Source organism: Cobetia sp. SIMBA_158 (assembly GCF_046566945.1).
Lineage (GTDB): Bacteria > Pseudomonadota > Gammaproteobacteria > Pseudomonadales > Halomonadaceae > Cobetia > Cobetia amphilecti.
The window spans coordinates 169,364-193,957 of the sequence record NZ_JAWJYL010000005.1 but is presented as its reverse complement, the minus strand read 5'-3'; the positions used below and the strand labels follow the sequence as shown (position 1 = coordinate 193,957).

Here is a 24,594-nt window from a genome sequence, read left to right as displayed (position 1 = left end):
AAGGCGGCCATGGCTCTTTTTCTCTATCGAATGAGGCCGTCATGGCGCTTGAACGACTCCAATTCCAGAATCTGCGCAACCTGGCGACAGTCGATATGGCGCCGGGAAAAGGGGTGAATCTGGTCAGTGGTGCCAATGGCAGTGGCAAGTCGAGTCTGCTGGAAGGTATCCATGTACTGGGGCTGGCGCGCTCTTTTCGCACGCACAAGCTCAAGCATGCCATTGCGCATGACACGGCGGGAATGACGCTGTTTGGCCGCCTGGCAGGCGATCCGCCGCGCCCCCTGGGGGTAAGGCGGGATCAGGCCGCAGATGGGCTGGAGATGCGGCTGGATGGCGAGAAGGTAGAGCGAGTCGCCCAACTGGCTCAGGCCTTGCCGTTGCAGCTGATCAATCCGGATGCCTTCCGGTTGCTGGAGGGGTCGCCCTCTGCCCGACGTGAGTTCCTCGATTGGGGTGTGTTTCACGTGAAACACGACTTCTTCGACGTCTGGCGCCGCGTGCGTCGGGCGCTCAAACATCGGAACGCACTGCTCAGGCATGGTAAGATGGACGTTCAGGCACTTAACGTCTGGGATCGAGAGTTTGCTCACTGGAGCGAGCGTCTTGATGCCCTGCGCATGGAATATATGCAGGCGCTGGCGCCTCTGTTTCAAGCCACGCTTGCCGAGCTGATTGATTTACCCGAGCTGACTCTGCGCTATCAGCGCGGTTGGGATGCCAAGCGCCCTCTGGGCGACGTGCTGGCAGCAGGGCGCGACAGTGATAGCCATATGGGCTTTACCCAGACTGGCCCACAACGCGCCGACTTGCGTATTCGCCTGGGGCGACGCCCTGCAGTCGAGGTGTTGTCTCGCGGCCAGCAGAAGCTGGTGGTCAGCGCTCTCAAGCTGGCTCAGGGTCGCTTGCTCGGAGAAATGAACGGACGTACCTGTGTCTACCTGATCGACGATCTGCCGGCGGAACTGGATGGCGAGCATCGCCGTCTGTTCTGCCAGCTGTTGGCAGGCCTCGAGTGCCAGGTCTTCGTGACCTGCGTCGAACCCGAAACATTGGATCGGGTATGGTTGCCGAACACTGATGTCAGGATGTTTCACGTGGAACACGGGCGACTGCACACGGAATGATTTCACGACGGAGAAGCCAATGAGCGAACAGGCTTACGACTCATCAAGCATCAAGGTCCTCAAGGGCCTGGATGCCGTACGCAAGCGCCCCGGCATGTATATCGGTGATACCGATGACGGCACGGGGCTGCATCATATGGTGTTCGAGCTGGTGGATAACTCCATCGACGAGGCGCTGGCCGGTCACTGTAGCGAAGTCCGGGTCGTTATTCATGCCGACGAGTCAGTTTCCGTCAGCGACAACGGTCGTGGTGTGCCGACCGAGATCCATGAAGAGGAAGGCGTCAGCGCAGCGGAAGTCATCATGACCGTGCTGCACGCAGGCGGTAAGTTCGATGACAACTCCTACAAGGTCTCCGGCGGTCTGCACGGTGTGGGTGTCTCGGTCGTCAACGCGCTATCCGAAGAGCTCAAGCTGACCATCTGGCGTCAGGGCAATGTCCACGAGCAGATCTATCGCCATGGCGAGCCGCAGTCGCCGCTGGGCATCGTGGGCCAGACCGAGAAGACCGGTACCCTGGTGCGCTTCAAGCCTTCCCCGCTGACCTTTGCCAATATCGAATTCCACTACGAGATTCTGGCCAAGCGTCTGCGCGAGCTGTCCTTCCTGAACTCCGGTGTCGCCATCCGTCTGATTGACGAGCGCAGCGGCAAGGAAGAGCTGTTCCATTACGAAGGTGGCCTCAAGGCGTTTGTTGACCATATCAACACCAACAAGGCGCCCTTGAATCCGGTGTTCCATTTTGAGATGGAGCGCGAGGATGGCATTGCCGTCGAAGTGGCGATGCAGTGGAATGAAGGCTTCGCCGAGAATATCTTCTGCTACACCAACAATATTCCTCAGCGCGATGGCGGGACGCACCTGGCCGGCTTCCGTGCGGCACTGACGCGTACGCTCAATAGCTATATTGAGGCGGAAGGTCTGCTCAAGAAATCCAAGGTCGGTACGACCGGGGATGATGCCCGTGAAGGTCTGACCGCGATCATCTCGGTCAAGGTACCGGACCCGAAGTTCTCCTCGCAGACCAAGGACAAGCTGGTCTCTTCCGAGGTCAAGACAGCCGTCGAGCAGGAAATGGGCCGTCTGTTCTCCGAGTATCTGATCGAGAAGCCCAACGAAGCCAAGGGCATCGTCAACAAGATGCTGGATGCGGCGCGGGCGCGTGAAGCTGCACGCAAGGCGCGTGATATGACGCGTCGCAAGGGCGCCCTGGATATCGCAGGTCTGCCGGGCAAGCTGGCTGACTGTCAGGAGAAGGACCCGAGCCTCTCCGAACTGTACCTGGTCGAGGGTGATTCCGCTGGTGGCTCCGCCAAGCAGGGGCGTGATCGTCGTACCCAGGCGATCCTGCCGCTGAAGGGCAAGATCCTCAACGTCGAGAAGGCGCGCTTCGACAAGATGCTGTCGTCTGCCGAGGTTGGCACGCTGATCACCGCGCTGGGTTGCGGTATCGGCCGTGAAGAGTTCAACCCCGACAAGCTGCGCTATCACTCCGTCATCATCATGACGGATGCCGACGTCGATGGTTCGCACATCCGTACGTTGCTGCTGACCTTCTTCTTCCGTCAGATGCCGGAGCTGATCGAGCGCGGTCATATCTTCATTGCCCAGCCGCCGCTCTACAAGATCAAGCGTGGCAAGCATGAGCAGTATCTGAAGGACGAGCAGGCGCTGCAGGACTATCTGACCGCCACGGCGCTGGACGGCGGCAAGCTGCACGTCAACGCTGATGCCCCGGGTATCGCCGGCGCTCAGCTGGAAGCACTGGTCAACCAGTATCGTGGCGTGATGAAGCGCATCGATCGTCTGGCGCGCGTCTATCCGTCTGCCGTGCTGCGCAAGATCGTGCACGCTCCGCATCTGGATGAGGCCGCTCTCGCGGACCAGTCTCAGGTGCAAGGCTGGATCGACGGTCTCCAGAAGGAAATGGATGACCTGATTGCCTATGAGGGTGGCCCGCACTACAGCTTCACTCTCAGCTACGACGGCGAGCGCAATCTCTATCTGCCGGCGGTGACGCTGACGGCACATGGTGTCAGCAGCGATTACCTGTGGGATGTCGACTTCTTCAAGTCCGCCGACTACCGCGAGATGAGTGAGCTGGGCAACATGCTGGAAGGCCTGCTGGAAGTTGGCAGCTACGTCTCGCGCGGTGAGCGCAAGAAGGAAGTCGTCACCTTCTACGAAGCCCTCGACTGGCTGATGAAGGAAGCGGCACGTGGCTTCAGCATTCAGCGCTACAAGGGGCTGGGCGAGATGAACCCGGATCAGCTGTGGGAAACCACCATGGATCCGGAGTCCCGTCGCATGCTGCGTGTGACCGTCGAGGATGCGATCGGTGCCGATCAGATGTTCAACACCCTGATGGGTGATGAAGTCGAACCGCGCCGTGACTTCATCGAGCGCTTCGCGCTGGTGGCCAACCTCGACGTCTGATGGCGTTGAGCTAGCGCTTGGCGGATGTCTTGCCAAGCCGGGCTAGAAAACGGCCCCTGATCTTCGATCAGGGGCCGTTTTTGCATGTGCGTGTTGCCGCAATCAGGGGAAAGGATAACAGCGAGGGGCTCGGCTCGGTCACGGCCGAGAGTGTCGTCTCAGCCGGGCGTGTCGTCCTGATCGGTGCGTTGCTCGGCCAGCCAGGCGGTGATTCGCTCTGCCGTGATGGAGGACGTCGCAAGCCCCAGGTGATCGATTGTCTCGAGGACTTCCACCTGCGCCGCGGGGTGGTGGGGTTGCAGACATTGAGCAAGTCGCTCGGCATGAAACGCCTCGTCATGCTCGCCAATCAGCGCCAGCACTGGCAGCTGATGGTGGGCGAGCGCCTTGAGGTCACTTTGATAGTCGCGAGGATTGAGGCCCGTCATTAGGCGCCACGAGTAGGCGTCGGTGGTATGTGCATCGCGGTACTCTGGCGGGATATTGAAGCCGAGGACCTCAATATGATCCAGGCGATGGATGCCGAGCCGATTCAGGAGTGCGCAAGCCAGCATCCGCGCGATGCGCGGCTGTGCCCAGCGCGAATCACGTCGCATGTTGGGCGCGATATGATGCAGGTACGGCGCCAGCAATATCACGCCGTGCAGCGGAATATCGGCACGCTGGCGCTGACAGACAGCGGCCGAGAAGCGCAGTGCCAGGCCGCCTCCGGCAGAGTGACCAGCGACAATGACTCTGGCATCGGCTGGTAGCTCTAGCGATAGGATCAGGTCCTCGAGGTCTTCCTCGAGCTGGAGCAGGTGGTCGATGTCGCCACGTCGCTGCGGGGCTGGGCCGTGGCCGCGCAAGTCCGGCGTATGCACATGATGACCAGCCTCAGCCAGGCGCGTTGCCAGCGATGCGAGATAACGGCTGTCAGCGCTGGAGCCATGCAGCAGGATGAGGTGTGAGCGGCTCCCTGACATGCCTGCTGCGGGATAATGGCGACAGCCCAGGCTGCTGTCATCGCGGCAGCGGTAGGGGACGAGTTCATTCGGCGCTGACCACGCTTCCTTGTCTGCCAGGAAGGTTGTGAAATCAAAGGCATGGCTGCTGGAATCTGGCATTGGCTACACTCGCTCGGATGTCACGTCATGAAAAAAGCCCGCTATCTGATCCGGTCAGATAGCGGGCTTTTTCGTTCAAGTGCTCGGCGCACTCGACAGGCTGATCAAGCCCCGTGCCTCAAGGCTCGATGTCTCAAGGCTTGCTGCCTCAAGGCTTAGTGCGCCTGATTGAGGAAGCCTTCATCCAGCTTCAGCTCGTCATTGCGGTTGACGCCGATATCGCGGGACAGGATGTTGCTGGCGATCTGCTTGGCTTCTTCCAGAGAGTGCATCTGTGCGGTGCCGCACTGATAGACGTTGAGCTCCGGAATCTCCTCCTGACGCGCCACGTTGAGCACGTCCTGCATGGCAGCAGACCAGGCAGCGGCAACGCGAGCTTCTTCCGGTTCACCGATCAGGCTCATGTAGAAACCGGTACGGCAACCCATCGGTGAGATATCGATGATCTCGACGTCATCACCGTTGAGGTGCTCGCGCATGAAGCCGGCGAACAGGTGCTCGAGGGTGTGAATGCCTTTCTCGGAGAGAATCTCTTCATTCGGCACGCAGAAGCGCAGGTCGAAGACGGTGATGTTGTCGCCTTTCGGGGTGCCCATCTTCTTGGCCACGCGCACGGCAGGCGCCTTCATGATGGTGTGATCGACAGTGAAGCTATCCAGCAGTGGCATGTGAAGCCTCCAGCATGAGGAAGTGAGACAGGCAGGCAGTCGCCCGCCCGGATTCATGTCTGAAGGGTAGCATACCGCCGCTACTGATTAGAGAGGCAAGCGCGCCGTGCGCAGGGTTCTCGCCGGGCAGGCGCGCCTCACAGATAGCTTTCGGCAGCGGCTTCACAGCTCACGCAGCGGCGCTGGGACTTTCCCGGCTCACCATCCGATATGGGGTGATTGAGCTCACCATCGAGCAGGCGGTTGGTGAAGTCGGCCAGGTTGGCCACTACCAGCACGTCCTTGAGCCCCTCGCCATCTGCCAGCGTCTTCTGGCCCTTGCCGGTCATCACCAGCGCGGCGCGACAGCCGGCCTTCTGGCCCGCGATGAGGTCACGCAGACTGTCACCCAGCATCCAGGCCCCTTCGAAGTCGGGAATCTGCAGGGCATCCTGGATCTGATGGAGCAGACCGGGTTCCGGCTTGCGGCAATCGCAGCCGTCGTCCGGGCCATGCGGGCAGTAGGCAATGTGAGCGATATCGCCACCGGCTTCCTTCACCAGCTGCATCATCTTGGTGTGCATCTGGTCGAGTTCGCGGTGACCGAAATGGCCACGGGCGATGCCGGACTGATTGGTCGCCACGGCCACGGTATAGCCAGCGCGGGTCAGGCGGGCGATGGCCTGGATGGAAGTGGGGTATTCGATCCACTCCTCGGCGTTCTTGACGAAAGCATCGGAGTCTTCATTGATGACACCATCACGGTCGAGCACGATCAGTTTTTGCATGGTCAACTCTTCACTTCAGGGCAGTCAGGGGCGTCAGCCGGGCTGCTTGTCAGGGGTCGCCGCTTTGCCTGGAAAATTGTGAGCCGAGTCACAAGATGACGCTCGCACGTGGGGATGGGCAAATGGCGCCGAGTGGTCGAAGTGCGGGGTGCGACAGGCTGCCGCGCTTTTCGAACACTGTTTCTATACTGGAATACTAGTGCGACCTAGGTAGGGGATCAAGGCAGAAATTGTGACATCGCTGCCGTGTTGCGTGAAATCCTGTCACGCAACACGGCATTTCGGGACCCCGGATGCAAAAGAACCCCGCCGTGGCGGGGTTCTTTTGCAGCGACTGCGATTTACCGATGTCAGGGACAGCGTGGATCGGCAGTTCTTATTGGGTCAGCAGACTGATGTCGGCCACACCCATGAACAGGCCTTGCAGACTGGCCAGCATCGCCAGACGATTGGCGCGCACGGCGGCATCGTCGGCGTTGACCATCACCTGATCGAAGAAGGCATCGACCGGCTCGCGCAGGCTGGCCAGTGCATCGAGGGCCTCCTGGTAGCGCGCCGCGGCGAACAGCGGTGCCACTTCCGCGCCACGTGCCGTCAGGGCGTCTGCCAGTGCCTGCTCGGCCGGCTCGCTCAACAGGCTCGCATCCACCTCGGTGCGACCATCGTGCTCGGCTTTGGCGAGGATGTTGGAGACGCGCTTGTTGGCTGCAGCCAGAGCAGCGGCCTCCGGGCGTTCGCCGAAGGCGTGCACGGCACGCAGACGACGTGCGAAGTCCAGCGGGTTGCTGATCTTCAGGGTACGCACGGCCAGGTACAGCTCGGCACCCATGCCTTCATCGCTGGCCCAGGCGCGGAAGCGATCGAGCATGTACTCGAGCACGTCCTCGACCAGTCCTTCGGCCTTGGGCAGATCACGATGCTGCTCGGCGCTGACGGTCAGCAGCTCGCGCAGGTCGAGGTCCAGCTCACCCTTGATCAGGATGTTGAGCACCCCGATGGTGGCGCGACGCAGTGCGAACGGGTCCTTGGCGCCAGTCGGACGCTGACCGATGCCGAAGATGCCGGTCAGGGTGTCGAGACGGTCGGCCAGGGCAATCGCCATGCCGGCCTTGGTCGTGGGGATCGCATCGCCGGCGAAGCGCGGCAGATACTGTTCTTCCAGCGCGAGGGCGACGGTGGCATCTTCGCCATCGTGACGGGCGTAGTAGTGGCCCATGATGCCCTGCAGTTCCGGGAACTCCAGCACCATCTCGGTGACTAGGTCGGTCTTGGCCAGCTGTGCGGCACGTGCGGCGTGGTCGACATCGGCACCGATGCGTTCCGCGATGTGGCGTGCCACGGCTTCGCTGCGACGGGCCTTCTCGGCCATGCTGCCCAGCTTCTGCTGGAAGACGACGCTCTCGAGCTTCTCGCGACGCGATTCCAGCGTGCTGCGCAGGTCGGTCTCGTAGAAGAAGGCGGCATCGCCCAGACGCGGACGAATCACCTTCTCGTTACCGGAGATGACCTGTTGCGGGTCCTTGCTCTCGATATTGGAGATGGTGATGAAGGCCGGCTTGAGCTTGCCGTCGTTGTCCAGCAGGTGGAAGTACTTCTGGTTGGCCTTCATGGAGGAGATCAGACACTCCGCCGGCACTTCCAGGAAGCGCTCGTCGAAGGTGCCCGTCAGCGCCACCGGCCATTCCACGAGGCCGTTGACCTCGTTGAGCAGGGCTTCCTCGATGACGGCATTGGCACCATAGACTTCCGCCTCGGCCTGGACCTGTTCGCGGATACGCTCACGGCGCACCTCACGGTTGGCCAGCACGCGGGCATCTTCCAGCGCGTCGAGGTAGTCCTCGGCGTGCGCCAGCGTGATGGCCTGCGGCGCATGGAAGCGGTGGCCGAAGGTGGTGCGACCGGAGTCGAGGCCGAGCACGCTGGCCTCGATGACTTCGCTGCCGTAGAGCGCGACCAGCCAATGCACCGGACGCGAGAACTCGATGCGTGAGGCACCCCAGCGCATGTTCTTCGGTACCGGCAGGCGAGCCACGACCTGCTCCAGCATGGCCGGCAGCAGGGCGGAGAGATGCTCGCCCGGCTGGGTGTGACGATAGCCGAGCCAGGTGCCCTTGTCGGTTTCCAGCTCGATCAGGTCACTGACTTCGACGCCGCAGGAGCGGGCGAAGCCCTGCACCGCACGGGTCGGTTCGCCATCCTTGAAGGCGGCGGCCTTGGCCGGTCCGCGCTTCTCGATCTCGCGATCCGGCTGGCGCTCGGCTAGGGATTCGATCATCACCGCCAGACGACGCGGTGTGGCGTAGGCACGTACCTGACCGAAGGCGACTTCGGCGTCGCGCAGGCCATCGGCGAGGCCGTTGGCGAGGCTGTCAGCGAGTGCGTCGATGGCGCCCGGCGGCAGTTCTTCGCAGCCCAGTTCGATCAGCAGGGTATTCACGGAGGCCATGCTTACGCGTCTCCCTCGGTAGTGGTGTCATCGGCGGCGAGCAGCTCATCACGCAGCGCCTGCGGGGCCAGCGGGAAGCCGGCGGCCTTGCGCGAATCGTAATAGGCGTGGGCCACATCACGGGCGAGAGTGCGCACGCGCAGGATGTAGCGCTGACGCTCGGTGACGGAGATGGCGTGACGCGCATCCAGCAGGTTGAAGGTATGTGATGCCTTCAGGACCTGCTCGTAGGCCGGCAGCGGCAGGTTGGCGGTCAGCAGCTTCTGGCACTCGCTCTCGCAGTGATCGAAGGCCGCGAACAGCTCCGGCACGGCAGCGTGCTCGAAGTTGTAGGCCGACTGCTCCTTCTCGTTCTGCAGGAAGACGTCGCCATAGGTCACGACAGAGCCGTCCGGGGCGGTGGTCCAGATCAGGTCGTAGACGCTGTCCACGTCCTGCAGGTACATCGCGATGCGCTCGAGGCCGTAGGTCAGCTCGCCGGTGACCGGGAAGCATTCGATGCCACCTGCCTGCTGGAAGTAGGTGAACTGGGTCACTTCCATGCCGTTGAGCCACATTTCCCAGCCGAGGCCCCAGGCGCCCAACGTCGGAGATTCCCAGTTGTCCTCGACGAAACGGATGTCGTGGACCAGCGGGTCGATGCCCAGACGCTCCAGCGAGCCCAGATAGAGCTCCTGCAGGTTGGCCGGTGACGGCTTCATCACCACCTGGAACTGATAATAGTGCTGCAGGCGATTGGGGTTTTCGCCGTAGCGGCCGTCGGTGGGACGGCGGGAAGGCTGCACGTAGGCAGCGTTCCAGGTTTCAGGACCGATGGAGCGCAGGAAGGTCGCTGGGTGGAAAGTCCCCGCGCCAACCTCCATATCCAATGGTTGCAGGATGATGCAACCCTGTTCGGCCCAGTATTGCTGCAGGGCCAGAATCAGGCCCTGGAAGGTTTTCACGTCTGGCTGTGTCATTGGTGAAGCCCGTTGGCCCATGAATTCGAGAACTGCCGAGTATACAATCCCCGCTTATCGGGTTATAGGCCGCAGACGAAACCGAGTGCGTGCCATTTCCAAATTCTGATGTGTCGCGTTACTGAACGCGCGCGTTGCCTACAAGCCTCTAGAGGCTCTGGGAGCTCAAATGATCGTCGTTACCGGAGGCGCCGGTTTCATCGGTGCCAATATCGTCAAGGCACTCAATGACCGCGGCCGTACCGATATCCTGGTGGTGGATGACCTGAGTGACGGCACCAAGTTCGTCAATCTGGCGGACCTGACCATCGCCGATTACCTCGACAAGGACGACTTCCTGATTCGCGTCCAGTCGAGCCTGATGGGCGAGTATGCCGAGTTGCCGAAGATCGAGGCGATCTTCCACGAAGGCGCCTGCTCGGACACCACCGAGTGGGATGGCCAGTTCATGCTCGAGAACAACTTCGAGTACTCCAAGGTGCTGCTCAACTTCTGCGAAGCGAACCAGATTCCCTTCCTCTACGCGAGCTCCGCGGCGACCTATGGCGACAGCCAGGTCTTCAAGGAAACGCCGGAGTTCGAAGGTCCGCTCAACGTCTACGGCTACTCCAAGCTGCTGTTCGATCAGCACGTGCGCCAGCGCTGGGACAGTCTGACCACCCAGGTCGTCGGCTTCCGCTATTTCAATGTCTACGGCCCGCGTGAGCAGCACAAGGGCAAGATGGCCAGCGTTGCCTATCACCATCACACCCAGGTGAAGGCGGGCGAGAACCCCAAGCTGTTCGGCGCCTACGATGGCTACGATGCCGGCATGCAGAGCCGTGACTTCGTCTATGTCGGCGATGTGGTCGACGTGAACCTGTGGTTCCTCGATCACCCGGAAGCCTCCGGCATCTTCAATCTGGGTACCGGTCGCGCCGAGCCGTTCAAGGCGATCGCCGAGACCGTCATCGAGTACTACGAGAAGGGCGAGATCGAGTACATCGACTTCCCGGAAAACCTCAAGGGCCGCTACCAGAGCTTCACGCGTGCCGATATCGGCAAGCTGCGCAAGGCCGGCTGCAACGTCGAATTCAAGACCGTTGCCCAGGGCACGCGCGCCTATCTCGAATGGCTGAATCGCTGAGTCCGAGCACGTGGGGACTGAGCGCGTGTGGATTGAGGGTGAGCGCCTGCCTCGCAAGGGCGATGGGGCAGGGCAAGCGCACCCGCAAGGAGGATTGGCCGTGAAGAGGAGCAAGGCATGAGTGAGCGCATTCTGGTGGTCGGGCCCAGCTGGGTCGGCGACATGGTGATGGCGCAGAGCCTGTTCATGACGCTGAAGCAGCGCTCGCCCGGCTGCCGGATCAGTGTGCTGGCGCCCGCCTGGTCGCAGCCGATCATCGAGCGCATGCCCGAGGTCGAGGAGGCGCTGGCGTTGCCGGCAGGGCATGGTGACTTCGCCCTCAAGGCGCGCTGGCAGCTCGGGCGTTCGCTGCGTGGACGCTTCGACCGCGCCATCGTGTTGCCGCGCTCGTGGAAGGCAGCGCTGGTGCCGTTCTTCGCGCGCATTCCGGTGCGCGTCGGCTTCACCGGTGAGCAGCGCTACGGCCTGCTCACCGAGTGCCGCAAGCTCGACAAGTCGGTGCTCGACCAGACCGTCAAGCGCTTCACGTCGCTGGGCTTGCCCGTTGAGGAGGCCAATCCGCCGGTGGGCATCCCGGAGCCCGCTCTGGTCACTGACAGCGCCAATCAGCTGCGCTTGCGCGGCGAGTTGGGGCTGGTGGCGCCGCCGGCCCCCATCATCGGCATGATGCCCGGGGCGGAATATGGCCCGGCCAAGCAGTGGCCGCTGGCGCACTTTCGCGCGCTTGCCGAGTCATTGACTCGCCAGGGGGCCGAGGTGCGCATCTTCGGTGGCCCCAAGGATGTCGCGGCGGGGGAGGAGATCGCCCAGGGGCTTGCGGGCGTTCACAACCTGTGTGGCAAGACGCGGCTGGCGGATGCAGTGGACCTGATCGCCGAGTGTCGGGAAGTGGTCAGCAATGACTCCGGCCTGATGCATGTGGCGGCCGCGGTAGGGGCCCGTATCCAGGGCATCTACGGTTCCTCGTCGCCGCATTACACGCCGCCGCTGACGGCCAATCGCGAGATCCACTGGCTGGCGCTGGAGTGTTCACCCTGCTTCAAGCGCGTCTGCCCGCTGGGGCATACCAATTGTCTGAACCATATTGCTCCCGAGCGACTGTTGGCGGCGATCTCGCTGGATGAGGATGCGCGGTGAACCTGCCGAGAAACCGTACGACGGATGATCTGATCCACCCGCGCATGCGCGGGGCCATGCAGCGTGCTCAGCGGATCGAGACGCTACGTGCCTGGTGCGAGCACCACCTGATACTGCCGTTCAGTCGTTGCTGGTTGATGCGCTGGAAGCGCCAGCGCGCACGCCATCAGTTCCTTGAGCGCCGTGGCCTGCCGCGTCATGCGCTGGAAGACGTGATGGGGCAGGAGGCGTTGACGGTCTGGGTCAATCCGCGTGAGCTGGTGCGCGACGTCAACTTCGGGCGTGACAAGCGCAACCGGCCTTCCTCCAACGCCTTCATCTGGGATGGCGACTGGGACCTGCGGCGTGGCGCCTTCCGTTTCGGTTCACGCTCGCGGCTGATGCGGGACCTGATCGAGCATGGCGATGACCTGACGGTGACGGAGCGCTATCAGCACTTGAAGGCCTTGCTGGAATCGGGCAAACCGTGGTCGTCACCACGTGATGGGCTGTTGATGGACAGCGAGGAGCAGATTCTTGGCTATCTGCGCTGTTATCGCGGTTATCTGCAGGACATGGCCAGCAATGGTTTTCGTCAGGGGGTCACCAAGGACGAGATGGGCGTCGCGGTGACGCGTGAGGGTCGCCTGCTCAAGATCAACCGTGGCCTGCATCGTCTGGCCATGGCGCAACAGGTCGGTGTGCCCAGCGTGCCCGTCGTCATCAAGGCGGTACATCGGGAGTTCTGGGACAGAGTGACCGCTGGTGCCGAAGGCGATGAGGCCCTGCAGCGGCTGCAGGTTGCGCTGCGAGAGTGTCGCCCCGAAAGCGAACCAGGCCCGTTGGATCCCCGGACATATCCCGTGTTGGGTGTGGACGAGGGCTGGCCGGATCTGCGCGGCCTGGAGGACGGTGATTCGCGCGCCTGAGTTGCTGACCTGCTGTTTGGAAAAACGAAAAAGCCCTGTCTCATTGTGATGTTTCACATGAAACAGGGCTTTTTTTCGTTCTTTGGCCGAGCGATAGGTACCTGGATGATAGGTGCCTGGACGATAGATGCTTGTGGGCCAGGTGTCTGAGATGAAAAGCGGTCTAGCGTGCCAGCCGCTGATAAAGCCCCAGATAGGCCTCGCCCATGGCGCTGGGAGTGAAGCGTGCCAGATGCGCCCGCGCGCCCGCGACCAGCCGCTCCCGACGTGGTGCATCAGCGACGAGTGCCACGATGGCGGCAGCCAGTACCTGGGCATCGCCGGTGGGCACCAGCACGCCGGTGCTGTCGTCATGCACGATATCGGGGATGCCATCCACATCGCTTGCGATGATCGGGACGCCGTGATCCATCACGTCGAGCAGAATCGAGCCGAGACCCTCGTTGCGCGACGGGAAGGCGAACAGATCGAAGGCTTCCAGATAGTCGCCGACATTGGTGTGGAAGCCTTCCCAGACCAGATTGTCGAGATCGGCACTTTCCGCCTTGAAGGCCGCCTCATCCTCGCCGGCGCCCAGACAGACGAACAGCAGCTGCGGGTGGCTGTCGCACAGCCTGCGGGCCGCCTCGATCAGCACTCGCTGGCCCTTGTGGCGGTCCACCAGGGCGCCGACATGCCCGATGACAACACGATCTCCTGCGGGCGTATTGCCGAAGCGCTGGCGTAGCTCGGCCACGGCTTGCTTGTCGCTGGGCAGATGGGCGAGGGTGCTGGGGATCAACGCCGTCTCACCCCATTGGCGCTCCCGCAGGTGAGATTCGATCACCGACGAAATCGCCACCCGGCAGGCGGCAGCGCGATAGGTCAGGCGATTGAACTGCTTGTCCTTCACCGGCTGGGGCACCCGGCGTGTCAGCAGGTAGGGCGTGCCGGTGAGGCGCTGATGCAGCCATGCCCAGTGCACGGCCTTGGCTTCGTGAGCATGCACGATATCGGCGCGGGGCTGGCCGAGATGGCCCTTGAAGCGTCCGCTGATCTCGATCACTTCCACCGTGGCGGCAAGCTCGAGTGCCGCCAGTTCGCTGATCAAGGGCGAGCCTTGCAGGCACACCAGTGACTGGCGGATCGGCGCGCCGGCTTCGCCGTTCTCCCCCGGGCTTGCGCGTCGCGCCAGGTCCGCGATCAGGTTGAGCGTCTGGCGCTCCCCGCCGCGAAAGCCGCGTGCCAGATTGACATGGCGTACGTGAAGCGGGCGCGTCACACCTCGCGCGGCAGTCGGCTCACAGCTAGCGGTCATGGTCACCATACCTTGTTGAAATCTTCGGCCTCACGCACCTTGGCGTCGCGCTGGAATTCCAGCAGCTTGGCGTATTTCAGGTAGGCATTGACGCTGGCCGACAGCGCCACCGAGAAGCCATCGACGCCATCGCGGAAGCCGGCCTGGAAGACGAACTTGCGCATGAAGGCATTGCTGGCATGCAGGAAGGGAGTGAAGGCGTTGGCGCGTTTTCCCTTCTGATACATGATCTTGGCGGCGCGGTTCGAGAAACGGCCACTGGCCTTGACGAACAGTTCACCGAGATTGGCGAAGCTGTAATGCTCGAGATCGGCGTCCAGCTCGCAGGGGTGGTTGGCCTGTACCGAGCTGTGCTGACGCGAATCGCGGAAGGCGAGCTTCTCGCGGTCATACAGGCGCAGGCAGTAATCGGGGTACCAGCCAGCATGTCGCACCCAGCGCGAGCCGATGAAGTTGCGACGGCGCAGCGCGAAGCCATCGTGAGGCGTGCTGTCGAGTGCCAGTTCCCGGATGGCGCTGACGGCACCGTCGGTCAGGCGCTCATCGGCATCCAGAGACAGCACCCAGCGGTGGCTGGCATGGCTCGGCCCGACATTCTTCTGCGGCCCGTCGCCCAGGTAGGGTTGATCGATCACCACGGCACCCATGTTGCGCGCCAGCTCGCAGGTGGCATCGGTGGAGCCGGAATCGACCACGATCAGCTCATCGCAGACCTGGGCCAGCGAGCGCAGGCAGTCCTCGATGTTGTGGGCTTCATTGAGGGTGATGACACAGCCGGTGATGGGCACCGCGGTGCGCAGCTTGCCATCGGGTGAAGGGGCGGCCGAGGCCTCGTCGCTCGTGTTCATGACGGTCTCTGTCTGAAGAGCGCCTGCAGCACGACGGGGTGTGGCAGGCGCCGATGGGACTCAGTGGCAGGCTCAGTTCGCGTAGAAGCGGCGCATGGCCTCCATCACTTTCATGACGGGGTTGGCGCCTTCGCCGAGCGCCTGCCGACGATTCATCTCGCCATCGTACACTGCATAGCCGCCGGTGCCTTCCAGTGCATAGATGCGATCGCGCTGAATGATACCGAAGTCCTGATAGCTACCGGAGAGCACCCATTCGTTGTCGACCTCTGGCTGATGGTCGAGAGTGCGCAGCAGGTCATGGCCCATGCTGTAGTCGCTGGGGGGATTGCTGATGCCCATCACATGGCGTAACAGTGTCGGGACGACATCATAATGCGCGGTGACGGGCGGCAGGGGCAGCTGGCTTCCATAGTGGCCGGCAGGAATGCCTGGGCCGCGCAGAATCAGCGGTACCTGGGTCTGGTAGCGAGTGAAGTTGCCATTGTGTCCCCAGAAATTCTTGCCGCTGTCATTGAACTCCTGAGCATGATCGCCGGTGACGACCAGCACCGTATTGTCCCACTCGCCGTGTTCTTTCAGGTCCTGAATCACGCGCGCCAGTTGCCTGTCCAGATGATACAGCGAGTTCAGGTACAGGTTGTGCACAGGCGTCGGGTCGGTGTCGGGACCCAGTGTCAGATAGTCCATGCCGGTGGCGCTGGGCTGGAAGGGAGTACTGGCACCTCTGGGTAGCGAGTATCCATGCGGAGCATCGTAGAACAGCACGCCCAGCCACGGTTTCAGCGCGTGAGCGTCCTGCTGCAGCGCTGTCTGGCGGCGCTGGGCCTGCCAGGCGAGCCAGTCAGTCGTCATCACGCGGTCCCGCATGGCGGGGCTATCGCCCAGGGTGCGCAAGCGCAGATCTGGCACTTTCGGGAAGAGGCTGCGGTCCAGGCCGACACCATTGAAGCTTGCCGAGGAGAATAGCCCCAGCGGCCACTGGCGCTGCAGTGCCTGATTGACCAGCACGCTGCCCAGGCCGTCATTCTCCATCGGGGTGACGTAATTGGCGGTCAGGCCAGATAGCAGGCTGAAGAAACCGGTGCGGGTGCTGTTGCCGCCGGAGATGTGATCCGGGAAGTGCAGACCATCCGCCAGGGCGGCGTGCAAGTGGGGCATCGTCTCGGCAGTGAAGCTATCGGCGCGCCAGGAGTCGATCACCAAAAACAGGATGTTGGCAGGCTGGCCGTCGACACCTCTGCTGGTGATGACATCGTCATCCTGTTTAAGCGGTACGGCAGGATAGGCCAGCGAACCCGCCCCGAAATTCTGGATATGCACCTTGGCCGCTTCTGCAGTCCGGGCATCCAGCCACCCGTGGTCTTCCATGAAGTCGCGCGCTGTGGCGGGGAACAGCAGCGGGAAGGCTGGCGCTTCGCGTGTCACCTGCAGGTTGTGATGGGCATCCGACACGATGTGCTGGATGTGGCTTGCCAGCAGCATGAGGAACAGCAAGGCATGCAGCTTGCCTGTCGGCAAACGGTGAGCGCGCTTGACTGCCGCAGGCCCACTCAGTCGATAAGCCAGCCCGCAGCAGAGCGCGATCAAGCCGAGCAGGGTGCAGGCACCCAGTAGCCAGGTCGTGGCATCGAACTCGAAGATTTCACCGTTGCTGTCATTGAGGAACATCGACAGCATGAAGCCGTTGAGATGGAAGCGGTACTGGGCATAGACGAGGCTGTCGATGATGAGTGCGCTCAATGCACTGCCGGCCAGAATGCCCGCAGGGAGCCACAGCCAGCGGCGAGCGCTGCGCGCGGGCAATATCATGCCGAGCAGGCCAAGTGGCAGCCACAGTAGTTGGGCAAGCAGTCCGTAGTGACCCAGCCAGGTGGTGGCCAGGTAGGCCCAACCGCTCAGGCTGGCGGCACTCACTCCTTGCGGGAGTGGGGTAAAGGGCAGATAGCGGGTCGCGACCAGCCAGATCAACACCAGGATGGCGAGAGAGAAGGTGGCGCTGTCGCGAAGATAGCGGCGGCGGCTGTCACGAGGTCGGGCGTTGGCGGGCGCAGGCGAGTCAGGGATCTTTGCGGTCATCGGTCATATCCGGCGGATAGGAAAAAGCGCGATAACCCATCAAGCGTGGGGAGCGGCAAGATAGTTATCATGCATAACATATTGTTAGCATGATATCTTGTTTTGCGCGCCGGATGACCACTTTGTCAGTAATAGAGTTGAACGGAGCGTCAGCAAAGAGTGGAACGGAGCGGGCGCCTACCCTTGATAGGCGCTGCGGATGCGGGCCAGACACGCCGCATGATGTGTCGGGGTGAAGCGGGCCAACGAACGGCCCAGGCGGGAGAGATTGCTCTCGCGCCAGCGTGCATCCGTGGGAGCCTCGGCATGCAGCTGGCAGCGATCGAGATCGATCACGTAGACGCGTTCACTTTCATCGATCAGCAGGTTACGTGCGTTGAGATCGACATGCTCGAGCCCGGCGTCATGCACGGCGCGGATGGCGTGACCTGTCGCGTCGAACAGGCGGAGCAGGGCCTCGGGCAGCTCGGCCCCGGCAGTCGGGCGCTGTGCTTCGAGAGCGATCAGGTCATCGGCGAAGGCGCGTGCGCCGGGAATCAGCACCGTGATCAGGGCGGCCTCGTAGGTCAGGCCATGCCGCCATACACAGGCACCGACGGGCTCTGGCACCGGCAGCCCCTGGCGATACAGACGCTCTGTCAGGCGCAGTTCGGCGAAGGCGCGGGTGCGCTCAAGGCCGGTATAGAGGTAGCGCTGACTGGCGAGCTTCGCGATCAGGCCGCCGCGACGATAGGGGCGCAGTGCCCAGCGGCGAGCCGGTGTCGCGGTGGTATTGGCGGGTTGCAGTTCGGCGGGCAAACGACAGACATCGAGGAACAGACTCGCCCCGCGCCCCGGCGCTTCGCCGGTCACGGCGTCGTGTTCACGCCAGAACGATGGTATGAACCAGTCCGGCGTCATTTGTGGCGCTGTTTCGCCATCATATAGAATGTGGGCATTCTCATTTCGGAAAACTGCCATCCGCATGAAGCATCCTCTCCCTGCCCAGCCCGCACATATCTGCGTGCTCCGGCTCTCCGCTCTCGGCGATGTCTGCAATCTTGTGCCAACGGTACGCGCCTTGCAGCGTCAGTGGCCTGAGGCCCGCATTACCTGGATCGTCGGCAAGGGGGAGCACAGTCTACTGTCCGGCCTGACCGGGGTCGAGTTCGTGGTCTATGACAAGTCCACCGGTCTTGCGGGCATGCGCGCCATCTGGCGACAGCTCAAGGACACGCACTTCGATGTGCTGCTGCACATGCAGCAGGCACTGCGCGCCAGTGCGCTGTCGCTGGGCCTCAAGGCCAAGGTGCGCATCGGTTACGACCGTGCGCGCGCCAAGGACTGGCAGTACCTCTTTACCTCCCATCAGCTGGCCCCGCGAGAGCGCGCCCACGTGCTGGAGTCGTTCATGGACTTCGCGCGTACGCTGGGTGTCGAGGACTGCCGCCTCGACTGGCGACTCGATGTGCCGCCCGAGGCTTACACCGAAGCCGCACGCGTCACCGGTGAGGCGCCGTATCTGATCATCAGTCCGTGTGCCAATCCGCGACTGCGCAACTTCCGCAACTGGTCGCCGGAAGGCTATGCGGCGGTCGTCGATCATGCCTGGCAGCAATATGGCATCCGCAGCGTGATGACCGGTGGCGGCAGCCCGCAGGAACGTGAAATGGGCGCGCGCATCAAGGCGCTGGTCAGCGAAGGCGCGGTCATCGATGCCATCGGTGGCACCTCGCTCAAGGGCCTGCTGGCGATGATCGATCGCGCCGTGGCGGTGATCGCGCCGGATTCCGGCCCGGTGCATATGGGCAATGCGCTCAACACCCCGGTGATCGGCCTGTACGCCACCACCAATCCAGAGCGTGCGGCGCCGTACTGCTGGCAGCATCTGGTGGTCAATCGCTATCCGGACGCCGTGAAGACCTATCTTCACAAGCAGATGGACGAGATCAACTGGGGCCAGCGCGTGCGCCATCAGGACGCCATGAGCCTGATTCGCGCCGAGGATGTCATCGCGCGCCTCGCTGAGCTGCTGGCGGACACCGATGGCGTCATTCGTGGCCAGAGCTGCGAACGTCTGCCGGTCGCGGCTGTCTCCTCTACGGATACCTCTTCTTCCCAATCCCCCTCTGCACGCGGAGACGCCTGATGAAGCTTGATCTGACTGCGCTTGAACAGGCTCGCCTGCTGGTCGTGGGTGATGTGATGCTCGACCGCTACTGGCACGGTGGCACCTCACGCATCTCGCCGGAAGCGCCGGTGCCGGTGGTACGAGTCGGCGAGAGCGAAGACCGCCCCGGCGGTGCCGCCAACGTCGCGCTCAACATCGCCTCGCTCGGCGCACACGCCACCCTCGCCGGTGTCGTCGGTGAGGATGACAACGCCGCCATTCTCACCCGCGCGCTGGAAAACGCCAATGTCATCACGCGCTTCCAGGCCAGTGACAGCGTGCCGACCATCACCAAGCTGCGCGTGATGAGCCGCAATCAGCAGCTGCTGCGCCTCGATTTCGAGGAGCCGCTGCACGAGGTGGACACCAGCGCGCTGGTGAGCCAGGTCGAGGCCGAGCTGGGCGCCAGTGGCGTGATGATTCTCTCCGACTACGGCAAGGGCTCGCTGAATCAGGTCGAGGCGCTGATCGCCGCCGCGCGTGCGGCGGGCAAGCGTGTGCTGGTCGATCCCAAGGGCAGTGATTTCTCGCGCTATCGCGGCGCCAGCATCATCACCCCCAACCTGACCGAATTCGAGACCATCGTCGGGCCGTGCCGCAGCGACGAGGAACTGGCCGAGAAGGGCGAGGCACTGCGTGCCGAGCTCGAGCTGGAAGCCCTGCTGGTGACGCGCAGCGAGAAGGGCATGACCCTGATCCGCGAGGGCTATCAGCCTCTGCACCTGCCGACGCATGCGCGTGAGGTCTACGACGTCACCGGTGCCGGCGATACGGTGATCGGCGTGCTGGGTCTGGCGCTGGCGGCCGGTCACGCCTTCCCGGAAGCCGTGATGCTGGCCAACCTGGCCGCGGGCCTGGTGGTCGCCAAGCCGGGGACCGCGACCCTGTCGGTGGCGGAGCTCTACACCGCGCTGCACGGCGACAAGCTGGCAGAATTCGGCGTGATCCAGGAGTCCGCGCTCATCCCGGCAGTGAAGGCCGCCCAGGCACGCGGCGAGCGTGTGGTGATGACCAATGGCTGCTTCGACATCCTGCACGCCGGTCACGTGGCCTACCTGCAGGAAGCGGCACGCCACGGCGATCGCCTGATCGTGGCCGTCAACGACGACGACTCGGTGGCACGCCTCAAGGGGCCGACACGCCCGATCAACCCGGTACTGCGCCGCATGCAGGTGCTGGCGGGCCTCGGTGCGGTCGCCTGGGTGGTGCCCTTCAGCGAAGACACCCCGGCACGCCTGATCGAGGCCGTGCTGCCGGATGTGCTGGTCAAGGGCGGCGACTATCGTCCCGAAGAGATTGCCGGGGGAGAGGCGGTGATCGCCAATGGCGGTGAAGTCCGCGTGCTCGGTTTCGAGGACGGCGTCTCCACCACCGCGATGATCGCCACCATTCTCGATCGCGAGGACTAGGCGTGAGCCTTGCCCGCGGCCTCTACAGCACCGCGCTGACCCTGCTGTCGCCCCTCATCTGGCAGCGGGTCTGGCGCGAGCACGATGCCCAGCACCCGCGCCTGGAGCGGCTGGGTATCATCCCCTCCACGCCGAACACCACGCCCGACATTGAGCGCCCCATCTGGCTGCACGCCGCCTCGCTGGGCGAGGTGGTGATGGTGGCGAGTCTCGTCGAGGCGCTGCGTCAGCGTTACCCACGGCGCCCGCTGGTGCTGACGACCATGACAGCCACCGGCGCTGCACAGGCCGCACGTCTGCTGCATACGCCGCAGGGCTCGTCAGGGCTTGCCCCGGCCCGTCACCATTACCTGCCGCTGGATTTCCCGCTGAGCGCGCGGCGCTTCGTGCGTCGGCTGCGTCCGGCGCTGGCGATCATGGTGGAAACCGAGCTGTGGCCCAACCTGATGGCGGCCTGCGCGCGGGATGGCATTGCGCTGTGCGTCATCAATGGCCGCCTGTCGCCGCGCGCCTTCCAGCGCTATCGCAGGATCGGCGCCCTGATGCGCGACAGCCTCGCTCACGTCAGTGGTCTGTCGGCCAAGTCGCAGCAGGATCTGGAGCGCTTCATGGCGCTTGGCCTGCCGCCCGCGCGTGGCACGGCCGTCGGCTCGCTCAAGTTCGAACTGGAGATTGCTGAACAGGTCATTGCCGATGGCCAGGTGCTGCGCCAGTCATTCGCGCAGCGGCCGGTATGGATCGCCGCCTCGACGCATGACGGCGAGGATGGCCAGATACTCGCGGCGCATGCCGCGGTGCGTGACCAGCATCCTCAGGCCTTGCTGCTGTTGGTGCCGCGCCATCCGCAACGCTTCGAGGCAGTGGCCGCTCAGGCGGCGCAGTGGTGTCAGGCGCGCGGCGAGAGCAGCCTGCGGCGCAGTGCCATGTCAGAGAGCGGCACCGAGGTGGCTGACGCCGTCTCGGTGCTGGTCGGTGACAGTCTCGGGGAATTGCTGACGCTGTATGCGGCCAGTGATATCGCCTTCATCGGCGGCAGTCTGGTGCCCATCGGCGGGCACAACCTGCTCGAGCCCGCTGCGTTGGGGCTGCCACTGCTGAGTGGCCCATCGCTGGACAACTTCAGTGAGATCGCCGAGGTGATGACCGCGGAAGGCGCGCTCCAGGTCGTTGCGGATGACGCGGCATTGGCCGAGGCGGTGAATGCGCTGTTCTCGGATCAGGCCGCGCAGCAGATGGCAGGCCAGGCGGCCAGTCAGGTCGTGGAGCGCAATCGTGGCGCGCTGAGCGGTACCTTGGCGATGCTCGAGCACCACCTGCCGCTGTGACGTCCCCGCGCACGCAAAGTGTGCATTGACTGTCTGGTCAGACAGAAAACGCCGCACAATCGTGCGGCGTTTTCTGTTTGTCAGTGGTCTGGCGCTGCGAGCGGCCTGGCTCTTTCCTGCGAAGCAATCGACAGGCTCGGCAATCTGCAGCTCAGCAGTCGACAAGCTCGGCCGTCACACCCATTTCTGCCTCCAGCGCCCCCAGACAATCACGTGCGGCGGGGCTGGCATTGCTGATCACCACATCAAAGTCACTCAGCGGGGCGATGAAGGCGGGGCGCACCATCTCGAACTTGCGCGCATCGACGATCAAGAAGCGCTGCATCGCGCTTTCCAGAGCGGCCTGCTTGGCCGCGACCTCATGGAAATGGAAGCAGCTGACGCCTCGCTCGGCATGCACTCCGCCCGCCGAGAGAAAGGCCTTGTTGATGCCGAGACGGCGGATGGCCTCCGGCATGTCGGTGGCGGTGAATGACTGGGTGGCCGGGTGAAAAAGGCCCCCCAGCATCACCAGCCGCACCCCGGGCAGATGGCCGACCGCATTGGCCACATTCAAGGCGCAGGTCACCAGGGTCAGCGTCTGCTGGCGGTCGATGGCGGCCGCCAGATGGACCAGCGTGGTGCCGCAATCCACATACAGGGTGTCGCCGTCCTCGATATGACTGGCCAGCTGCTGGCACAGCGCTTGCTTGATCGGGGCGCTGGCGTCGATCTCGCGATCCAGGCGATAGACGCTGCCGGCGGATGAATCGACCAGCAACAGGCGGCCACCCAGAATTTCCAGCAGTCCGTTGCTGTGCGCCACGTCGCGACGAATGGTCATCTCCGAGACGGCGCATAGCTGTGCGGCGTCGCTCAGTTGCAGAGGGCTGCCTTCGCGCAGAATGGCCTGCAGGCGGTCGAGTCGGGCGGCGCTGTGATTGTTCATGCGGCTTTTGTCCTTTGGTGCCGGTTCCGATGAGGGAGCGTTGGCGAAAAACTGGGCTGAAGCGCCACGTCCCACGTCAGAAGCAGATGATAAACCACTGACACACAGGGAGAACCTCAAAAATGCCCCTGACATCGCCAGTCTGGCACTGGAAGACAAGTGGGCGTGAGGTAAAACGGACGTATTGACTATTTGGTCAGGCTGTGACTTTTTGAACATGGTGAGAATGCAGGATAACACTGCACGACGTTGAGAACGGGTCGTCGCAGCCCTGCACGCAGCACCCATAACAACCACAAGAACCCTCAGGATCTTCCCAATGAATCCCCTCATGAGTCTCGTCGGGATGGCTTCGCTCATCCTCATTGCCGTGGCGCTGTCGTCGAATCGACGCGCCATTCGCCTGCGCACCGTGGGTGGTGCCTTTGCCATCCAGCTGGCCATCGGCGCCTTCGTGCTCTACACCTCCTTCGGTCAGGGAGTGCTGGCCGGTGTCTCCGGTGCCGTCAGTCAGGTGGTCAACTATGCCGATCAGGGCATCAACTTCCTGTTTGGCAGCCTGGCCAATCCGGGCAGTGGTGTCGGCTTCATCTTCGCGGTCAAGGTGTTGCCGATCATCATCTTCTTCTCGTCGCTGATCGCGGTGCTCTACTACCTCGGCATCATGCAGTGGGTGATTCGCCTGCTGGGTGGCGGCCTGCAGCGTGTGCTGGGCACGTCGCGTACCGAGTCGCTCTCGGCCACGGCCAACATCTTCGTCGGTCAGACCGAGGCACCGCTGGTGGTCAAGCCGTATCTGGCCAGCATGACGCGCTCCGAGCTGTTCGCCGTGATGTGCGGTGGCCTGGCCTCCGTCGCCGGTTCGGTGCTGGGCGGCTATGCGGCGCTGGGCATTCCGATGGAGTACCTGGTGGCGGCATCGTTCATGGCCGCGCCCGGCGGGCTGCTGTTCGCCAAGCTGCTGTTCCCGGAGACGGAGAAGCCGGACGACTCGATCGCCCTCGCCGATGCTGCCCTCAAGGATGATGATGCGCCTTCCAATGTGCTGGACGCTGCGGCCTCCGGTGCGTCTTCCGGCCTCAAGCTGGCAGCCAATGTCGGGGCGATGCTGCTGGCCTTCATCGCGCTGATCGGCCTGATCAACGGCATTCTCGGCGGCGTGGGTGGCTGGTTCGGCATGGACACGCTGAGTCTCGACATGATTCTCGGCTGGTTGTTCGCGCCGCTGGCCTTCCTGCTGGGCGTGCCGTGGAGCGAGGCGACCCTGGCGGGTTCCTTCATCGGCCAGAAGCTGGTGGTGAACGAGTTCGTTGCCTACATCAATCTGGCGCCCTACCTCAGCGGTGACAGCATCGTCGCGGCCACCGGCGCGGTGATGACGCCCTACACCATGGCAGTGCTGTCGTTCGCGCTGTGCGGCTTCGCCAATCTGTCGTCGATCGCCATCCTGCTGGGGGGGCTGGGCAGCCTGGCACCGACACGCCGTCATGAGATCGCAAGCCTGGGGCTCAAGGCGGTACTCGCCGGTACGCTGTCCAATCTGATGTCGGCGGCGATTGCCGGTTTCTTCCTGGCGCTGGCGGCCTGATGCATTCCTCGCTCTCCGCCCGGTCAGTCGACGGGAGCCATCCTGCCGGCATGCGCCGGGCGGCAAGCGAGGAAACATCGGGACGTCATCTCGGGGAAGCCGAGGGTGACAAGGTGCCTGGCGAGAGTGTGAAAAGGTTCACATTGTCGTCGAAGGCACGTTGATCACCCCCGAAATGTCGCTCTGTCGTTTTTGCGAGGAAGTGCTAACATCGCCGCCTTTCCAGACTGGGCCCCGTGCGAGTTTCACTCCCGCGCCTTCGTCGGACTTCATAGCGACAAGACCCGCTC

At 63.2% G+C, this 24,594-nt stretch carries 19 protein-coding genes; 9 read left to right on the top strand and 10 right to left on the bottom strand.

Features of this window, described 5'->3' with window-relative positions:
* Positions 1-41 precede the first annotated feature (41 nt).
* On the top strand, positions 42-1,127 hold the full coding sequence (gene recF, locus R2R70_RS10210) for a DNA replication/repair protein RecF (RefSeq protein WP_410977981.1): 1,086 nt from the start codon (positions 42-44) through the stop codon (positions 1,125-1,127).
* A gap of 19 nt (positions 1,128-1,146) precedes the next feature.
* Positions 1,147-3,564: a DNA topoisomerase (ATP-hydrolyzing) subunit B gene (gene gyrB, locus R2R70_RS10205; RefSeq protein WP_410977937.1), complete on the top strand. Its 2,418-nt coding sequence runs from the start codon at positions 1,147-1,149 to the stop codon at positions 3,562-3,564.
* A 158-nt stretch (positions 3,565-3,722) separates the two neighbouring features.
* Here the strand turns inward: gyrB and R2R70_RS10200 are convergent, their stop codons facing one another.
* From R2R70_RS10200 to glyQ, 5 genes are all read right to left on the bottom strand, one after another.
* Positions 3,723-4,670, bottom strand: coding sequence for an alpha/beta hydrolase (locus R2R70_RS10200; RefSeq protein WP_410977936.1), 948 nt, complete (start codon positions 4,668-4,670; stop codon positions 3,723-3,725).
* A 155-nt stretch (positions 4,671-4,825) separates the two neighbouring features.
* Complete coding sequence (luxS, locus tag R2R70_RS10195; protein WP_043331647.1) at positions 4,826-5,338, bottom strand: S-ribosylhomocysteine lyase; 513 nt, start codon at positions 5,336-5,338, stop codon at positions 4,826-4,828.
* 137 nt (positions 5,339-5,475) lie between these two features.
* Positions 5,476-6,105, bottom strand: coding sequence for a D-glycero-beta-D-manno-heptose 1,7-bisphosphate 7-phosphatase (gene gmhB, locus R2R70_RS10190; RefSeq protein WP_064503225.1), 630 nt, complete (start codon positions 6,103-6,105; stop codon positions 5,476-5,478).
* Between the two features lie 376 nt (positions 6,106-6,481).
* Entirely contained in the window at positions 6,482-8,551 is a 2,070-nt protein-coding gene (glyS, locus tag R2R70_RS10185) for a glycine--tRNA ligase subunit beta (protein ID WP_107335757.1), read from the bottom strand.
* Between the two features lie 2 nt (positions 8,552-8,553).
* Positions 8,554-9,510: a glycine--tRNA ligase subunit alpha gene (gene glyQ / locus R2R70_RS10180; RefSeq protein ID WP_107335756.1), complete on the bottom strand. Its 957-nt coding sequence runs from the start codon at positions 9,508-9,510 to the stop codon at positions 8,554-8,556.
* Positions 9,511-9,679: 169 nt separating this feature from the next.
* Between glyQ and rfaD the strand changes: the two genes are divergently transcribed.
* The 3 genes from rfaD (at position 9,680) to R2R70_RS10165 (ending at position 12,681) form a co-directional block, all read left to right on the top strand.
* On the top strand, positions 9,680-10,636 hold the full coding sequence (rfaD, locus tag R2R70_RS10175; RefSeq protein WP_054556380.1) for an ADP-glyceromanno-heptose 6-epimerase: 957 nt from the start codon (positions 9,680-9,682) through the stop codon (positions 10,634-10,636).
* A 117-nt stretch (positions 10,637-10,753) separates the two neighbouring features.
* Positions 10,754-11,773 carry a lipopolysaccharide heptosyltransferase II gene (waaF, locus tag R2R70_RS10170; RefSeq protein WP_410977935.1) on the top strand — a complete coding sequence of 340 codons (1,020 nt, stop codon included), beginning with the start codon at positions 10,754-10,756 and terminating at the stop codon, positions 11,771-11,773.
* On the top strand, positions 11,770-12,681 hold the full coding sequence (locus R2R70_RS10165) for a hypothetical protein (protein WP_410977934.1): 912 nt from the start codon (positions 11,770-11,772) through the stop codon (positions 12,679-12,681). The genes waaF and R2R70_RS10165 overlap by 4 nt, the downstream gene beginning before the upstream one ends.
* A gap of 163 nt (positions 12,682-12,844) precedes the next feature.
* On the opposite strand, the gene R2R70_RS10160 is transcribed toward R2R70_RS10165, so the two are convergent.
* The 4 genes from R2R70_RS10160 to R2R70_RS10145 form a co-directional block, all read right to left on the bottom strand.
* Positions 12,845-13,978 (bottom strand): glycosyltransferase family 4 protein, encoded by a 1,134-nt coding sequence (locus tag R2R70_RS10160; protein ID WP_410977933.1) that lies wholly within the window; start codon positions 13,976-13,978, stop codon positions 12,845-12,847.
* Between the two features lie 2 nt (positions 13,979-13,980).
* On the bottom strand, positions 13,981-14,826 hold the full coding sequence (locus R2R70_RS10155) for a glycosyltransferase family 2 protein (RefSeq protein ID WP_082388690.1): 846 nt from the start codon (positions 14,824-14,826) through the stop codon (positions 13,981-13,983).
* Between the two features lie 72 nt (positions 14,827-14,898).
* Complete coding sequence (locus R2R70_RS10150) at positions 14,899-16,905, bottom strand: DUF3413 domain-containing protein (RefSeq protein WP_410977932.1); 2,007 nt, start codon at positions 16,903-16,905, stop codon at positions 14,899-14,901.
* Positions 16,906-17,082: 177 nt separating this feature from the next.
* On the bottom strand, positions 17,083-17,865 hold the full coding sequence (locus tag R2R70_RS10145; protein ID WP_410977980.1) for a 3-deoxy-D-manno-octulosonic acid kinase: 783 nt from the start codon (positions 17,863-17,865) through the stop codon (positions 17,083-17,085).
* A gap of 4 nt (positions 17,866-17,869) precedes the next feature.
* Between R2R70_RS10145 and R2R70_RS10140 the strand changes: the two genes are divergently transcribed.
* From R2R70_RS10140 to waaA, 3 genes are read left to right on the top strand one after another with little or no spacing between them, the layout of a single operon-like run.
* Positions 17,870-19,033, top strand: a complete 1,164-nt coding sequence (locus R2R70_RS10140) for a glycosyltransferase family 9 protein (RefSeq protein ID WP_153635005.1) — start codon at positions 17,870-17,872, stop codon at positions 19,031-19,033.
* The gene (gene hldE, locus R2R70_RS10135; protein ID WP_043331637.1) at positions 19,033-20,463 is read left to right on the top strand and encodes a bifunctional D-glycero-beta-D-manno-heptose-7-phosphate kinase/D-glycero-beta-D-manno-heptose 1-phosphate adenylyltransferase HldE; all 1,431 of its coding nucleotides are present in this window, start codon (positions 19,033-19,035) and stop codon (positions 20,461-20,463) included. The genes R2R70_RS10140 and hldE overlap by 1 nt, the downstream gene beginning before the upstream one ends.
* 2 nt (positions 20,464-20,465) lie before the next feature.
* The gene (gene waaA / locus R2R70_RS10130) at positions 20,466-21,788 is read left to right on the top strand and encodes a lipid IV(A) 3-deoxy-D-manno-octulosonic acid transferase (RefSeq protein WP_410977931.1); all 1,323 of its coding nucleotides are present in this window, start codon (positions 20,466-20,468) and stop codon (positions 21,786-21,788) included.
* A gap of 151 nt (positions 21,789-21,939) precedes the next feature.
* Here the strand turns inward: waaA and R2R70_RS10125 are convergent, their stop codons facing one another.
* The gene (locus tag R2R70_RS10125; protein WP_054556386.1) at positions 21,940-22,716 is read right to left on the bottom strand and encodes a DeoR/GlpR family DNA-binding transcription regulator; all 777 of its coding nucleotides are present in this window, start codon (positions 22,714-22,716) and stop codon (positions 21,940-21,942) included.
* A 319-nt stretch (positions 22,717-23,035) separates the two neighbouring features.
* Between R2R70_RS10125 and R2R70_RS10120 the strand changes: the two genes are divergently transcribed.
* Positions 23,036-24,304 carry a NupC/NupG family nucleoside CNT transporter gene (locus R2R70_RS10120; RefSeq protein ID WP_043331634.1) on the top strand — a complete coding sequence of 423 codons (1,269 nt, stop codon included), beginning with the start codon at positions 23,036-23,038 and terminating at the stop codon, positions 24,302-24,304.
* Positions 24,305-24,594 lie beyond the last annotated feature (290 nt).